The organism is Paenibacillus sp. FSL K6-2524 (genome assembly GCF_038005525.1).
Taxonomy (GTDB): Bacteria; Bacillota; Bacilli; order Paenibacillales; family Paenibacillaceae; genus Fontibacillus; species Fontibacillus anaericanus.
Genome location: NZ_JBBOSP010000001.1, coordinates 301,547 through 318,082, shown reverse-complemented (window position 1 = coordinate 318,082; position 16,536 = coordinate 301,547). Strand labels below are relative to the sequence as shown.

The window sequence follows — 16,536 nt, the reverse complement described above, 5'->3', positions numbered from 1 at the left end:
CTTCGTAGAAGAGAAGAAGGCCAAGCCAAACTACCTGGCCTCCATCTAGTGAAATTTAACTTACCAGTTTTCTTGGCGTTTTTTCACTTCAGCGCTGTGATAATCCATCCATCCTTTTATGTCAAGCTTATTAACAGAAGTGACGTATTCGTCCCAATACTCGTTAAATTGTTCTTTCGATTTCGCGACTACCATTTGAGGCGGATATTTCTTGTTCAAATCGTTCAGCTTCTGATCAAATATTTTCAAATCTTCCGTCAGCTCAATGCTCCAGATCGGGAAATATTTGCGTTTCGTATTCCCAGGGTTAAACAGCTCGGGATAAGTCTTCACGCCGTATGCCTCGAGAATTTTCTTATCTGTTTCCGTGTAGTTTGCGACGATCTCTTCCGGTTGCTCACCAGGCCAGTAATTGTTGCCATCTGGAAGCGTACCTGACGCATTAGGGAAGAACCACATGATTTTGCCGTCCCAGCCTAAGGCATTCTCGTTCGATTCAAACCATTTGCGCTGCTCTGGAGTACGAATAAATCGACCGTTCTCATCAACCTTATAATCTTCGTCCTTAACACCCCAGCTTCTCAGAATTTGCATCTCATCCGAAGCCAAAGTATCAATGAATTTGATTGTGCGAACGGGGTCCTTGTTGTCAACTGACATGCTCCAGCCGTTACCGTAGTTAATCGACGGAACATCCATATAATCGGCTTTAATGCTCTCATCGAACGTCAATTGAAGAGGAGCAAACATCCGATCCAGCTTATCTTGTTGTTTCAAAGCTGCGGTCGCATCTTGGAACTGCCAGGTTTGATCATGCATACCGAGCACTCGTCCGCTAGACAATTTAGCCAAGTATTGATCGTAGTTCATGACGAAAGCTTCTTTATCGATCAATCCTTCGTTCCACATTTCGTTCAGCTTCTCATAGTAGCGCTTGGAGATTTTCTCATCCGTCTGATAGAACGTCAATTCGCCCGTTTCCGGATTTACCATCGCTCGTGAATCGTTAGGCCCGCCGGCCAAGAACTGCATCGCCGTCGTCAGTGTAAACAAGCGCCAATCATAAGTGAGAATTTCGAACGGAATCGTATCCTGGCCGTCGATTTGCGGATACTTCTGCGCATAATTTTTCAACACGTCAACATATTGGTCGAACGTAGTGATTTTCGGATATCCCGCATCCTTCAGTACTTCCTTCTGAATCCAGAACGCAGGGCTGATCGCTCTGTTCGGCTGCCCTGTTGGTACGGAATTCGGAAGCGAGTAAATATGGCCATCGGTAGCTTTCATGCGTTCCCAGTAATTCGCGTACAATTTTTTCAAATTTGGAGCATGCTCTTCGATGAGATCCTCCAGCGGAAGCAAAGCTCCTGCATCGATCAGCATATGAGCCTTGTCGCCCGGGTAGATCATGTCCGGATATTCTCCACCTGCGATCATGACGCCTAGCTTTTGTTCTATTTCTCCGACGAGCCTTTCATATTTAACGGTAACCCCTGTTTTCTCAGTAATAAGATCGGCAATTTTGAAATGCTCAGGAACGTTATCTCCCGGCGCATTCAGAAAGTAGGTGAGAGTAATCGGCTCTTCATTAGTTTTTACAGCATTTGTCTCCGTAACATTGGTGCTTGTGTTGCTGCTCTCGTTTGATTTAGCGGGTTCATTCCCGTTATTGCTTGCACACGCGCTAAGCAACGTAACGGACATTACTGCTGTCAGAAGTAATGATGTAAACGCTTTAAATTTACTCAAAGAAATGCCTCCCCTTGTTTTTTACTTCCTTTTCATTATAAAATGAGGGATTTATTAGCAGTACCCAACAATACTAATGAAAGTACGGGTCAAATCTAATACATTTGCCTGTTTCACGTACGAACAGAAAAAGAGCGCCGAACGGCGCATGGAGGACTTAACTAAGACTATGTAGAGTTTTACAAAGTATGGCAAAGATAGTTATCATTCGACTAAAGAATACCCCGACCTCAAGAGGTCGGGGTATTTACGGTGGCTGCGAGGGGAGTCCTTCCCCCGGTCCGAAGACAATGCCACGACTACGTGTTAATTCTCCCTTTAAATCAGATCAGACTTCTTCAACAATTGTTGCAGCATGATAGTTACTTCCGCTCTTGTGACGCTTACCTTCGCCGCAATGGTACCATCGCTTCTACCTGTAATGATCCCTGCCAGGATGCAGGCTGCTACGTCGCTTTGTGCCCACGAAGCTACCTGTCCTTCATCCGCGAATGGTCGAAGTGTTACGATTGCGTCTTGAACCGGAAGCCGATCCTTTAATCCGGTAAGCGTCATCGCCTTAGAAATTATCATCATTGCTTGCTCGCGTGTAATCATCTCCATCGGTCGGAAGCTACCGTCATCAAATCCGCTGATTAATTGATACTGTTTCGCAGTCCAAACTGCGTCGCTATACCAATCCGAAGCTTTCACATCCACAAAGCCTGTAACGTCGCTTTCCGGCTTTAATCCCAGGCCGCGTACAACAATTGCCGCAAATTCGGCACGAGTAATCGGTTTGTCAGGGCTGAAGATACCTTCTCCCGTACCTTGCACGATCAACCGCGAGCCCATATCGTTAATCGCTTGCTTGCCCCAATGATGGGTGACATCGCTAAATTCTACACTGCTCCATATTACCGAATAAGTACTGTTCGATAAGCTATTGATAATTACGAAATATTTGCCATCTTGTTGAACAACCTTCGTAGGTACCTGATGAATCGTTCCATTCGTATCGATAACTACGCCTGTTGTAATTCGGTTCGGATCGATGTTATCCGGTATAACAATCGAACGTTCGATGAAGGCGTTAAACTCCGCTACTTCCACTTGTTGATTGCCATAGATGGCGCTCACGGTAAAATCAAGCGGCGGAACGATAAGGTTTATGTTCGAATTTCGTGCCGCATCTTCGACGAACTTGACGTTCTCCGCAGTGGGTAAGGCTATTTCCACCTGAACTGTAATGTCTTTAAGCGCCACCGACGTTCCAACTTGTCGCGAAATAGCATCGATATTAATTTGCTGAGCCGGAATCCTGTAGCTGGCTTTGTCCGATTTGATTTCCAGATCGAAATGATTTTCTTCCATCAACTTAATCATAAAACCATTTAATTCAGCTATCACAACATCGGAATCGTTGTTGAATGGGATTGTCACAACGGAGTGTTCACCACCTAGTTTCAACATCTCAACGAGCTTGTTCGGATCGGCGGTTATAGTAGTTACCGTTTGCTCATTCCTACGTGAAGTTGTTATTATTCCAATGTTCACTACTTTACCGTTGATCAAGATTCCCGTATACGTGTCCGTGTCGCCCGTATTCGATTCGATTATTCCTTGCGTCCCGCTGCTGTTGCTGTCAACACCGTTATCTCCGTTACCGGTGTTGTTCGCCCGCATTCTCGTTACTGTGACGGTGTAGCTTTTCTTCGTAATGCCGTCTTTCGCGGTGACCTGAACCATCACCGTGTTGTCCCCAACGTTCAGCGCCATTGCTTGAGCTTGCCCGCTCGCGATGGCCGAACCATTCACCGTCATCGTGGCTTCAGCGTCCGCCGCCGTCGGCGTGACGTCGACGCTCGTCACTTCATTGCCGACGTTTGCCGCATAGCTCGTTGTCGCCATGCTGAATGCTGGCGATAATGTACCCGCGCTCAGCGTCAGTCCAGTCAAGTCGGCACTACCATAGGTCGCTCGCGTTACCGTGACGGCGTAGCTCTTATTCGCGGTTCCGTCCTTTGCGGTGACCTGAACCGTCACCCGGTTGTCCCCAACGTTCAGCGCCATTGCTTGAGCTTGCCCACTCGCAGCGGCCGAACCATTCACCGTCATCGTAGCGTCGGCGTCCGCCGCGGTCGGCGTGACGTCGACGCTCGTCACTTCATTGCCGACGTTTGCCGCGTAGCTCGTTGTCGCCGCGCTGAATGCTGGCGATAATGTACCCGCGCTCAGCGTCAGTCCGCTCAAGTCGGCGTTCGTTGACGCCGCCCGCGTCAACGTGACGGTGTAAGTTTTCGTATTGCCGTTAATTGACGTAACCACGATCGTTACCGTGTTGTCCCCAACGTTCAGCGCCGTCACTTGGGCTTGCCCGTTTGTGGCGGCTAAACCGTTCACGGTCACCGTAGCCAAGGCATCCACCGTCGATGGCGTGACGCCGATACTCGTCACTTCATTGCCTACGTTTGCCGTGTAACTCGTTGTCGATGCGCTGAATGCTGGCGATAATGTACCCGCGCTCAGCGTCAGTCCGCTCAAGTCGGAGCTATCCCCGAATTTCATAAGACGGTCGGCCATAAACGGAATCATCCACACATTTTTCCCATCATAAACGCCGCCCATGAACGCACTGCTACCTTTCGTAAAACCGCTAGGCCAATTGTCGAATCCCGTCATCGCTCCAGTCACGGCATTGACCTTAATTAGCATGTTAGCCGACTGTGGCACCAGCCATATATTCGTGCCATCATACACGCCGCCTGCAAAGCTGGTGCTCCCTTTTGTAAATCCGCTGGGCCAACCATTGTATCCAGTCATGACTCCGGTAGTCGTATTAATTTTAACCACATGAGTGGCATTATTCGGGATCAGCCATATATTTGTTCCATCGAAGACGCCTCCCCAAAATGCATCAGCGCTTTTGGTGAAACCGCTTGGCCAATTGGTGTAACCAGTCATTTCCCCAGTTGACGGATCAACCTTGATTAGACGATCGGCACTACTCGGAATCAGCCATATACTCGTGCCATCGAAAATAGAACCTATAAATGGATAACTACCAAGGACTGTTCCGCTTGGCCAACTGTTGTAACTGGTCATTCCTCCTGTCATTGCATCAACCTTAATTAAGCGACTGCCGGAATAGGGAGCAAGCCATATGTTAGTTCCGTCAAAAGCGCCTCCGATAAATTGATCGCTCCCTTTCGATCCACCTGGCCAACTGCTATACCCCGTCATTACACCTGTAGTTGCGTTAACTTTGATGATCTGATCTGCACTATATGGAATTAGCCATATGTTAGTTCCGTCATAAACGCCTCCAGCAAATGCATTGCTCCCCTTAGTGAAGCCGGCGGGCCAATTGCTATATCCCGTCATTTCCCCGGTGGACGGATTAACCTTGAGTATTTCGTTGGCATTGTAAGGTATCATCCATATACTCGTGCCATCATAGACACCGCCGACAAAGGCACTGGATCCCTTTGAAAATCCGCTGGGCCAAGCCTGGTATCCCGTAAAAGCGGTCCCCACCACTTCATTCGCTGCAATAGGGCCGCTATATCCGATCCCGTCCTGACTGGTTATGTTTGTTGCCGCTGCAACAGCTGATATGCCGCCAACGCCTGCGCCGAACTTCCCCGGAATTATGCCTGTTGTAAAAAGTATAATCAAAGCCATAATCGTTAATTTTCTACTTATTCTTGTCAACGTTCTTCCGCCCTTTCGCTTAGAGAATCATTCGATGACGGAAACCGTCAACGTTTCACGATCAACTTCTAAATTAGCCGACTATTTCGGCTGCCTGCCCATTCAGACTACTATATTACAAAAAAGGACAGTCAAATAGTGAGTGTTGTCATCAGTTTTGTCATATTACAAAATAGTATTTTATGTAAAAAAATAGAGGAAATGAAGCACCACTTGCTTCAGCCCTAGGCAACAACAGAAAAAAGCAGCCATCACAGAGGAATCTCTGCGACAACTGCTTTCTCAGTTCGGAATCCACATCGCAAACCGCACACTTAAAACACAACACTTGAACCATAGTTATGTAAATTCACAATTCGCCAAAAATGTTAGGCTATGAGCTGAAATGTTACTTCTCTAATTGCAGCGTTTCCCTTAGTAACAATATAAGCTCCTTTGCAGACTCAATGGCTTGTTCCAATGAATAGATTAATCGATCTGTCACTGAAATAATGTCTTCATGATCTTCAGGAGTGTCGAGCACTTGCTTAATATTAAGATTAGTCCCGCTCATGTTCTCTGTTTGATTCATCAACCGAAGGATTGCACTCATTGAATAATGTGCCGTTCTTAGAGTACGAATAATTTTCAAGCGTTTTATTTCATTTTCTGTATATGCCCGGGATCCGTTTGAAAGTCTAGGAACTGTTATTAATCCATTTCGCTCCCAATTTCGAACGACTTCAGGTGAAAGATCTAGAATCTGAGCTACCTCTTTTCGTGTATAGGTCCCCGTAGATGTAGATTTTATTCCACTCATCCACTGCTCCGAGAGTTCAATAGCTTCTAGCGCTCGGTTATATTCTTGTTGTAGATGGGATAGATAGCTTTGCGCATATTCTAGTGCTTGAGTGAAATGCTCTTTGCCGCTAGCTTCAATAATGGCTCTAGCTTTTGCCCGAATGAGTCCTTGAACAATTTCACAACGAAAAGCGACTCTAGCTATTTTTAGTTGAAATAGATGCATGTCGGAATACATGCGGTAGCCATTTTCACTTCTCGGAACAGATGAGATATATCTCCATTCTTCATAAATTCGTACGGTGTTGGGATGTACCCCAACAATTGCTGCGATTTCTTTGGTTTTGTACATCCACACCCCCTACTTCCACTTAAAAAATTTGAATGCCCCAAACAAGCTGATCACAGTAACACTGCCTAATATCAAAATCGGCACCGTCATACCCGCCGTTTCTCCACCTGTACTTACCAACTTCAATAAATGAATCCCATGCGACAAAGGTAATATATCCATGATCCATTGAAAAAAGCGCGGCATCACTTCATATGGAATCGTCGCACCTGAGAACAATAACATCGTAAAGTAGGCGATAGAACTCCACATATTCGCTGCCTTTTGATCCGGTACGATACTGCCAATAAAAGTGCCAATACTGTACATGGCTAGAATAACAAAGGCATATACGCTCAAAAACATCAACCAGGAACCTGCTATTTGATAATCAAAAAATAAATAATATACGAGAGTAACGCCAATAAATGAAACAAGAGCGGAGGAAAGCTGAATTATACCTTGAGCAAATAAAATCTGTAACGGGGATACCGGCGTCACTTGGAATCTTTTCAGAATACCGCGGTGTCGATAATCAGCAATGGTTAGTGGTAGTCCCATTACACCCGTTGCAAGTACACCAATAGTTATAACAGCTGCGTAGGATAATTCAAAGTTAGATGAACCTGCCGATGCGTCTTTACTAAGCACGTAACCAAACAGAGCCGCCAAAATGATTGGAAAGCATATACCGAAAATTAAAATATCAATACCTTTCCACACCAATTTACCTTCTATTTTTAAAAGTGCAAACATAGTACTCATCCCCAGTATTCCTCCTCACCAGCAAAATGTAAATATGCATCTTCAAGCGTTGTTCGCCCACTAGCGACTAACACTTCCTGAATAGTTCCATGAAAGGCGGTTTGACCTTCACGTAGAATTAATATCTCATCACATAACGCTTCAACCTCATCCATATAATGTGATGTCAAAACAATCGCCAAACCGTTTTCTTTCATTGTTAAAAGCTCCTTCCACAGCATACGACGGGCCTTGGTATCAAGCCCTGTTGTCAGTTCATCTAGAAACACAAGCTTCGGTTCAGGAATTAGGGCAAGCAGTACGGCCAGTCGCTGACGCTCCCCACCCGAAAGTGATTTAACCAGTTGCTTTGCCTTATCAGCAAGCCCAAAGGTTTGTAGTAAAGCAGGCACGTCAGCCGTCTTTTTGTAGAGTGATCTCCACTGTTCACATGCCTCAGAAACGGTTAGTTTATCTTGAAAATTGGTTTCCTGAAACTGCACCCCTACTTGTTCAAATATCTCCTTCCGATGGCGTATTGGTGATTTACCAACGATGCCAAGCTCATCATGCGTGCTCTTTTCAATACCAAGCACTGCAGCAATGGTTGAGGATTTCCCCGCCCCATTTGCACCTAGCAATCCAAATACTTGCCCAGGCTTTACCCCAAAACTAATGCGATCGACTGCTTTTTTCTGACCATATGTAACGGACAAATTTCCAACCTTTAATACCATCTTCTAACCTCCTAAATAAATCTTAGGACGTAACTATAACAAAAGATCCATGGGGTGGTGGCTTAATGGAGGGTTTGAAACATTTGCTATGATAGATAAAATCCTGGAGATACAAAAATCCACAACCTTGTGTGGTTGTGGATTTACAGCGTAGAGCAAAGGGAGCCCGTATCTTTACCGAATAAATCACTCCATAACTAGCATTATTCCCAACAAAAATTTACTAAAGAATCAGCCCATCGTTCGCTTAGTTCGCATTCTCCGTTGATACGTAGAAAGCATCACCCCAGCTAGAATGAATAAAGACCCTAGTATTTCTACACCTGTAATTGGTTTGGATAGTAATATTAATCCCATAATCATAGCTACAAAAGGCTCTAAATTAGATAATACCGATGCTTTTGATGCATCAACATGTCGAATATTGTTATTCCAAATAAGTGTGGCTACGCCATGTACAACAACGGCAGTCCCGATTAGCAGAGCCCAATCCGTAATATCCGAACTCATTCGTAGAGGTGTATCGAGCGAAAAGGCAAACGGGACCGATACGATAAAGCCCACTAGATTCGAGTATAAAGTTATAGTGAGCGGATCTATTCTTTGCGAGAGTACCCTCGTTATAATAATCATAATTGCGAATGTTACCATCGTTACAACAATCCATATAAGTCCTTTGTCAAAATGTAAAGAGGATGATCCGCCACCTTTTACAACGACAAAATAAATACCTATGATCGCAAGAACCGACCCCATCAACATACGAATCGTGAGTTTTTCCTTCAAGAATAGAGCTGCTAACAAGCCCGCCAAAATAGGAGTCATTGCTAAAATGATCGCAGATGTTGTTGGATCAGCTGTTTGTAACCCCTTGAAAAAGGACCATTGATTTATAAATACACCAATAACACCTAGTAATAAAATCCATAGAAACTCCGATTTATTTACTCGCTTGAAATGCTTCTTGTAAGCCATTATTCCAGCTAAAAATAACACAATAAATAAAAGTCTTAGCGATGTTAACAGACCCGGGGAGAAGTCCTGAACTAAGATTTTTCCAAATACAAAATTACTACCCCATACGACTACACAAAAAGTGAGCCAACTATAAGCCTTAAGCATCTAAAATCACCTTTCAATCATACCGACTCTACGGCTTGTCCATAATCCCCCTAAACCAAAAAAAATAGACCCCCATCGTAAGGAAGGGTCGTAAGATACGCGGTCTATTGTACTGACGGTTGGTAAGCATCGGTTCTTCTTTATCTTTATTATAACCTCTATGCTCTATTCATGCACCTCATTCAAGGAGGATTTAATATCCATGAACCCCCCTGTATTACTCTTTAATTTCAAAAAACATAATGGCATTGTCATTCAGCGCCACTACCTCGGTTGCGGACAGCGGGAGCACTTCCGTCGAAGAAAAAATGCGGTGGTTGAATACCAGCTTGAATTTCAAGCTTCCGTCAGCGGAATCCAGAGCATGCAGTGTACCGCCTTGGGTTGATATGTAGACAGTTCCGTATGGATCCAGATACACGGTGAAATCAAGGAAACTATATCCCATCTTTTCCTCAGAGACCGGTAAACGATAAGTCCACAACGCTTTTCCGGTTTTCGAGTCTACTTTTTCCAAAGTTTTATTATCTTTGGTGACATGAAACGATTGTGTCGATTCCGATCCCGATTCCTTTAACCCCTTATTGATAATCGCATTGATCTTCGCCGGGATGTCCTTATGCTTGAACGGCCATTCATTCTGAAAATTTCCATCACGGTCCATCACTTTGATCGTATCGAAATTTGAAAAAATCAGAGTATCCGTCAGTCCCTTATACCCTCTGTACCTTTGATATGGACTTTCATCTTGAAACGACCACTTCAATTTCATATTTCCACTGTGCTCTAGAACAGCTGGGTTGCCGCGATCATTGAGCACAGGAAGCTCGGTAATGGCCGTCAATTGCGGTGTTTCGATCACCACGACATGGATGTCTGATTTCCAAAATACCGATGCCCCTAGGGATTCGCTGACAAAACGGATCGGTACATAGACGCTGTTGTTTACCATCATTGGAGGTCCGGACAAAAGAAGCGGTTGACTATTTTTATAAGCCGTCGTTTTGCCGAGCTGAAGCTCGATCATAATGTCACCTTTTTTGCCGATGACCTTTCCTTCTTCGGGAACATAAGTCACTTCGGCGTGCAGCGACTCGAAGATTAAGCGCATCGGAACATAGATACTTCCGTTATTATTGATCGGCGTCAATTCCGTATTCAAATATTTGCCATCCAGCATGATCCGATATTGATTGGAGTCAGCGTGTACCGGCTGATGCAACGTCAAATTCATGATTACAAGAAATAAAACTGCGATGATTCTCTTCATATCCGACCCCCTAATTTTAGGAATTCCCCCAAATATTCTACATCATTGCATGGTTTCCTTCCTATGATCATAAAAAAAGAGAGCTTCTAAAGCTCTCTCAGGCTGTCGAGAAAGTCTCGACAGCCTTCTTTATGAATTAATTATTTAAGACGACACCGCGTTAATGTTGTATAATATAGGTAACTATTATAGAACGGATGGTGTTCTGTATGCTACGTTCCAACCGAGAAAAACAACAAGTCTACGAGTTTGTTTCCATAGAAGATTTGGTCCCGCAAGATCATTTGCTGCGCAAAGTAGATAAACATATCGACTTTTCCTTTATCAATGAAAAAGTTCGGCCCTTGTACTGTGCGGATAATGGACGACCCGCGATTGACCCTGTTGTTTTGTTTAAGATGATATTTCTCGGATACTTTTATGGCATTCGTTCCGAACGCCAATTAGAACGTGAAATTCAGACCAATTTAGCTTACCGATGGTTTCTAGGCCTCGGATTAACAGATAAAGTGCCCGACCATACAACTATTAGCTGGAATCGGCGAACTCGGTTTAAAGGTACGAACATTTTTCAGGATATTTTCGATGAGATTGTCTTGCAGGGCATTTCCCACCGGATGGTTGGCGGACGTGTTCTGGTGAGTGACTCTACCCACGTGAAAGCAAATGCGAATAAACACCAGTACACAAAACAGCAAGTGCTGCAAAATACCAAAGATTACGTGGACGAGCTAAACGCCGCCGTTGCAGAAGACCGGAAAGAGCACGGAAAAAAGCCCTAAAACCTAGAGAGGAAGTGACTGAGGACAAAGAAATTAAAGTAAGCAAGACGGATCCGGACAGCGGATATATGATTCGGGATGGCAAACCAGAGGGCTTCTTTTATCTGGACCACCGCACGGTGGATACAAAGTACAATTTTATTACGGACGTGCATGTCACACCGGGAAATGTCCATGATTCTGTTCCCTATTTGTCGCGTTTGGACCGTCAGCGAGAACGTTTTAAATTTGAGGTCGAAGCTGTTGCATTAGATTCAGGTTATTTAACTACGCCAATTTGTCGAGGTTTACAAAGCAGAAATATTTTCGCGGTAATTGCTCACCGAAGATTTCATCCGAAGCAAGGTTTGTTTCCGAAATGGAAATTCACGTTTGATGCAGAGCGAAATATTTACGTCTGCCCTGCAAGCCATGAATTGGGTTACCGAACCACAGATCGCAAGGGTTATCGGCAGTACGCGTCCGATCCAGAGCATTGCAAGAACTGTCCCTTGCTGGACCAATGTACGCAATCCCGAAACCACCGGAAGGTGGTAACCCGACATGTTTGGGAAGACAGCAAGGACTGGGTACGGAATAACCGGCTCAGCAAGTCCGGCAAACAGTTATACCGTAAACGAAAAGAAACGATAGAGCGAAGCTTCGCGGATGCTAAAGAGCTCCATGGGTTTCGCTATTGCCGTTTGCGAGGGCTACCAAACGTCAGAGAACAAGCACTGATGACGGCAGCCGTACAGAATATGAAGAAGATGGCGATCCACCTGGATCGCCTGGAGTACCGGGTTTAAACCCCTAGTTTCCCGATTTTATATCTGCCAAAATAAAAAGAGAAACCCGATGTCATGAAAATGACTGGGTTTCTCGACAAGCTGAGAGAGCTTCTAAAGCTCTCTGTAGGCCGGCATCATCCCTTGAGTGGACTGATCCTCTTGGTACTCATAATATTGCGACTGAACCGATGCATGTATTGGAGCTTCCACTGGCACTGACGGCTGCTGATATGGTTCATCCACATACATGATTCTGCGCTGAATTTGCATGAGCCCATTCACTACGCGAAGCGCGATCCAAAAAAGTACAAGTCCAACGCCTACGTACAACATATATTGCTGATTATAGGTCCAATCTATATGAAAATAACTAAACAAGGTATTTTCTAAAATATCAAGCTTCAACTCATTCATCAAAATGATATGCACGGCTGGAAGAGCAATAAATCCAAGTCCTAGTGAAATCACCGTTACCATAATAACAAAGAATACAATGCCTGTTACAAATCTTTGAAATATGAGCAGCAGATTTCGAATGAATAGCCCACCATCAAAACCTCTCACCATTCGCATCAACCAGTTTCGACCAGCTTCAGACTGTTGATTGTTTGTATACGAAACAGGAGATGTCGGTAAACCCAATATTTGTCTAATCATGTTTTGTTCAAAATTCACAATCCCATGGAGCAGCTTAGCTACTCCAAAAAACAACGGTATTCCGATAAATATTGGAGTTAAACCAATGGATAGTGCAATTCCCGTTATCGCTACTGTAAAATAGATAATCCCTAATGGGAGAGATAACAATAAATAGAGAATCGTAACATAGGTTTTTGGATTAAAAGGCACCCAACTCACCTTTCCTGTCGGCTCCTTTGCAGTCGTTTCTATTGCCTTCATATTCAAACACTCCTTTAGATTCATAAGTCACGCTCCGAGTTATAAATCCATTATAACCGCCTTATTTACCTGACATAACCGTCTTAGGGGGTATCTAAACACTAGACTTTAGACTAGTACTGGTCCTGTTCAAATGAACATTGAAGCAAAATTTATACAATTGTATTACTTATTACCGTCTGAAAACCATTATTTACAGCGGTATCCATTAACTTATTGATAGACTTTAATGCAGTATCACTAAACAAATACCACTCATCTTTAAGTACGTCATGAACCAAAATCTCCGGGTATCCTGATAAAAGTTCAGATGGAAAAGAACCAATTAAAGAATATATATCAAAACGAACTAAGCTATCCCCTTTTTGATCTAGAAAATCATATTGTGCATTTTTATAGTATGATCCAAGTGTGTCAATGGTGGGAGTCCAAGAGTAGTTTGCTGGAGCTTCGACCTTTTCACCTTTGTTTTTCATAAAAATATTATATATTGCCTCGTTATATGCATTTCCGGAAAATTGCGAGATGATGCCCCCCATAGTCATATGAAATTCCTGTTGCAATGCTTGTACTTGTACACCATCTATGACCAATGGTTCGGTTTCGACAGTTACTACATCGTTGCTATAATTGACATTACAATCAAGCGCCTCCGTAACAAAACGAAGTGGAACAAACAGGCGATTATTCTTTAAGTACGGTTTCACATCAAGTTGTATCTTTTCACCGTTTTTCTCCGCTACAGCACTGTTTAGTTTTAATGTCACCTTCAGATCGCCTTTAGTAAGAATAACCTCGGAATTGGACCATTTGACGCTAGCTCCCAAATTCTCGCTAACCACACGTAAAGGAACCATTATACGATTGTTCTTACTCTCAGGCTTAACCTCGGATGTAATAGCCACACCATCAACTTTAAGTTGAATCCCTGCTCCTGCTGCATAAGTAGTTGACGACAATATTAATAGACAGAATGCAAGAAAAGTCCCTAATAATACTTTTTTCATAAGCTAGCTCCTTTTTTGAGTAAATTGAGCGAACATAAACTCACTCACCTACATATTTAGACGTGACTGGATAAAATTTGTTGCCCATTTCTGCCCGTAGGCGCTAGCTACTCGACATCAAAATCAAAATACTCATTAGGATATGGCTCGTCCTTTAACGTATAATGCCACCATTCCTTACTATACGACTTAAAATTGTGCTTGGTCATAAGCTGCTTAAGAATCTGTCTGTTTGCAGCTTGTTCTTGAGTAATTTGTTTGGTATTAAAGTTAGAAATGACATCCAGCATATCGACCGGACTTCCCATATCTAGCTCTTCCCCTGTATCCGCATGAGCGAGTGTCACGTCCACGGTGCTTCCCCGGGAATGTCCAGACCGTTTGGACAAGTATCCTTTTTTAAACAAGGTGCTTTTCTCCTCACGGGGGTAAAAGCTTTCTTTCATCAATAAGTCTTCTTCATCAAGCGACCAACGGATGAAATGATTAACCGCTTTCTGAGGACGATATGCATCATAGAAAACTAAAACAAGTTCCTGTTGCTCCAGTTCATCACTAATCGCCTGCAGGGCAAGAGCCGCTTCTTCTGTAGCGATCGCAAATGGAGCCAGATAGCCGTCAATCGGCATACCCACAAAATTTATCTCACCACTATAACCCATAACTTGCTGCGCAGACGGAATATATTCATCCAAATAAACAAACCCTTGCGGTAAATGTCCCTTTTTCTCAAGTTCTTCTGTAATTGGCTGCTCAGAAGTATGCTTATTGGAGAGACTTGAGTCTGTTGAGTCTGTTGGCTCTGTAGGCTCTGTTGAGCTTGTTGATTCTGTTACATCTATTATGTCTGTTGCGTCTGTTGCATCTGTTGGCGTTGCTTGATCTATTGTCACTTCATTAGTCTTCCAGTCCGAATTAGCCTCATCTATTGAATTTGGACTTGTAGCTGACGAACAAGCAGTCATTAGCATAAACATTAGAGCTACAAACATAAAAATAGTACGTTTCACTAGTTGCATCCCTCTTTCTAACTACTCAATGCCTTGGACGATACTCATATCAGTACCGCAACCTAACTGGAAAATAAACAGCTTAAGCTCGACATAAAATAAACTTCTCCTATTATATCATTCAACTACTAGTGGCTGAATGTTTCTACTACTATTTAAGGTAAAATGATATGGTTACATCACAATCCCACCTAGAATGGTGGTGAACATAAGAAAAACACCCTCTCGGGTGTCTTTCTATATGCTCCATATGGAGGGCATGCAAGTATTCCATCGCAACGTGACAAGAGTCAGCAACCATCTATCCCCTTACGTGGTGCCGGCACGTCGATTAGCAAGCGCCATCGCGGCGGCATAGCCGGAGCTCCAGGCCCATTGCAGGTTATAGCCGCCGCAATCTCCATCCACATCCATCACCTCACCTGCCAAATAGAGCCCAGGTACTAACTTAGATTCCAACGTTCCTTCGATTAGCTCAGTCGTATCGATACCACCGGCTGTTGTTTGCGCATTCGTGAAGCTATTGGTATCGGTCACTTTAAACTCCCAACGCTTCATGATTCGATAAAATATTTTCTTGGTTTTCCACGATAGATCCTGACAAAGCAGGTGAAGCTGTTGATCAATTCCTGCCTCTTTCAGCAGGACAGGAATCAGCTTCTTGTTTATGATTCCGATAAGGGAATCCGCAACAGTCCTGTGTCCGAAGATCCCCCAGTGCGTTTCCAGAAACTCAACTATCTCGTCCTCCGTGCGGCCCGGCATCAATTCAACCGATAATGTCACAGATTCTCCTCTACCGAGATTATACGCAGCCTTCCTGCTTAACTGGAGTATTGGCGGGCCAGAAATACCATAGTCCGTAAAAAGAATTTCGCCATATTCGCTGCGGATGACTTCACTGTTTACGATAATATGAGCATGTCCCTCGAATTTGATGCCGGATAGTTCCTTCAAATGCGGATATTCTAGCTTCAATTGCACAATGCCCGGCACAGGATCGATCAGAGTGTGTCCTAGACGTTGGACAAGCGTATAACCGGATCCATCCGTTCCCGTTTTCGGAGCGGTAAGACCACCCGCACATAGAAATAGGTATTCGCTGGTATAAACGACTTGCTCATCGAGCTCCGTCTGGCATATAACCGTGAAGCGCGGATGTTCCGTCGAAACGGTAACATCCAACACTTTATTCTTGAAATATATCGGAACATTCCGATCCTCCAGCGCAAGCCGAAAAACACCCGGAACAGAAGCAGCTTGCAACGACATCGGATACATCCGACCATCCTCCAAGCTTATAAGAGGAAGCCCGAGCGAAGAGAAAAAATCGATAGTTTGGCGGACACCAAATTGCTGCAGCACATGCAGTGGAAATCCAGCCTGATTGCTGTGATACTTGTGCGATAAAGCAACCGCTTCATCCGTACCCGTAGCAGTGGATTCGTTCGTAATGTTGCAACGCCCATTGCCCGTCGTTAATATCTTCTTCCCAATCCGGTCATTGCTTTCAATAATTGCGGTATCAATACCTTGGTCCCGTGCAGTAACGGCAGCCATTATACCTGCAGCGCCTGCACCGATAATTAATAGCTCGTGGTGCTTAGAAGTCTGATCCTCATACATGTTGATCGATGC

12 protein-coding genes are annotated in these 16,536 nt (G+C 44.1%); 1 reads left to right on the top strand and 11 read right to left on the bottom strand.

Translation table 11 applies throughout. From position 1 onward, the window contains the following. Window positions 1–60: 60 nt before the first annotated feature. The 7 genes from NST85_RS01440 to NST85_RS01410 all read right to left on the bottom strand — a co-directional run bounded on the left by NST85_RS01440 (window position 61) and on the right by NST85_RS01410 (window position 10,429). Window positions 61–1,752 carry an extracellular solute-binding protein gene (locus tag NST85_RS01440; protein ID WP_341188342.1) on the bottom strand — a complete coding sequence of 564 codons (1,692 nt, stop codon included), beginning with the start codon at window positions 1,750–1,752 and terminating at the stop codon, window positions 61–63. A 318-nt stretch (window positions 1,753–2,070) separates the two neighbouring features. Beyond that, complete coding sequence (locus NST85_RS01435) at window positions 2,071–5,445, bottom strand: cadherin-like beta sandwich domain-containing protein (RefSeq protein ID WP_341188341.1); 3,375 nt, start codon at window positions 5,443–5,445, stop codon at window positions 2,071–2,073. A gap of 388 nt (window positions 5,446–5,833) precedes the next feature. After that, window positions 5,834–6,577 (bottom strand): MerR family transcriptional regulator, encoded by a 744-nt coding sequence (locus tag NST85_RS01430; protein ID WP_341188340.1) that lies wholly within the window; start codon window positions 6,575–6,577, stop codon window positions 5,834–5,836. 9 nt (window positions 6,578–6,586) lie between these two features. Continuing rightward, window positions 6,587–7,321 carry an ABC transporter permease gene (locus NST85_RS01425; protein ID WP_341188339.1) on the bottom strand — a complete coding sequence of 245 codons (735 nt, stop codon included), beginning with the start codon at window positions 7,319–7,321 and terminating at the stop codon, window positions 6,587–6,589. Then, window positions 7,318–8,037 carry an ABC transporter ATP-binding protein gene (locus tag NST85_RS01420; RefSeq protein WP_341188338.1) on the bottom strand — a complete coding sequence of 240 codons (720 nt, stop codon included), beginning with the start codon at window positions 8,035–8,037 and terminating at the stop codon, window positions 7,318–7,320. The genes NST85_RS01425 and NST85_RS01420 overlap by 4 nt, the downstream gene beginning before the upstream one ends. A gap of 231 nt (window positions 8,038–8,268) precedes the next feature. Continuing rightward, complete coding sequence (locus NST85_RS01415; protein WP_341188337.1) at window positions 8,269–9,159, bottom strand: DMT family transporter; 891 nt, start codon at window positions 9,157–9,159, stop codon at window positions 8,269–8,271. Window positions 9,160–9,376: 217 nt separating this feature from the next. Then, window positions 9,377–10,429 carry a stalk domain-containing protein gene (locus NST85_RS01410; protein ID WP_341188336.1) on the bottom strand — a complete coding sequence of 351 codons (1,053 nt, stop codon included), beginning with the start codon at window positions 10,427–10,429 and terminating at the stop codon, window positions 9,377–9,379. 209 nt (window positions 10,430–10,638) lie between these two features. Here NST85_RS01410 and NST85_RS01405 point away from each other — a divergent pair. Beyond that, window positions 10,639–11,999 (top strand): IS1182 family transposase gene (locus tag NST85_RS01405; RefSeq protein ID WP_341188322.1). Its coding sequence is split into 2 segments (ribosomal slippage): window positions 10,639–11,209 and window positions 11,209–11,999, totalling 1,362 coding nucleotides; the frame shifts between segments, so codons are not numbered across the junction. 93 nt (window positions 12,000–12,092) lie between these two features. On the opposite strand, the gene NST85_RS01400 is transcribed toward NST85_RS01405, so the two are convergent. The 4 genes from NST85_RS01400 to NST85_RS01385 all read right to left on the bottom strand — a co-directional run bounded on the left by NST85_RS01400 (window position 12,093) and on the right by NST85_RS01385 (window position 16,524). Beyond that, entirely contained in the window at window positions 12,093–12,881 is a 789-nt protein-coding gene (locus tag NST85_RS01400; protein WP_341188335.1) for a sensor domain-containing protein, read from the bottom strand. Between the two features lie 152 nt (window positions 12,882–13,033). After that, complete coding sequence (locus tag NST85_RS01395) at window positions 13,034–13,888, bottom strand: copper amine oxidase N-terminal domain-containing protein (protein WP_341188334.1); 855 nt, start codon at window positions 13,886–13,888, stop codon at window positions 13,034–13,036. Between the two features lie 107 nt (window positions 13,889–13,995). Further along, the gene (locus NST85_RS01390; protein WP_341188333.1) at window positions 13,996–14,898 is read right to left on the bottom strand and encodes a M15 family metallopeptidase; all 903 of its coding nucleotides are present in this window, start codon (window positions 14,896–14,898) and stop codon (window positions 13,996–13,998) included. Window positions 14,899–15,207: 309 nt separating this feature from the next. Continuing rightward, a complete protein-coding gene (locus tag NST85_RS01385; RefSeq protein ID WP_341188332.1) occupies window positions 15,208–16,524 on the bottom strand; it encodes a BaiN/RdsA family NAD(P)/FAD-dependent oxidoreductase in 1,317 nt (438 codons plus the stop codon). Between the last annotated feature and the right edge of the window lie 12 nt (window positions 16,525–16,536).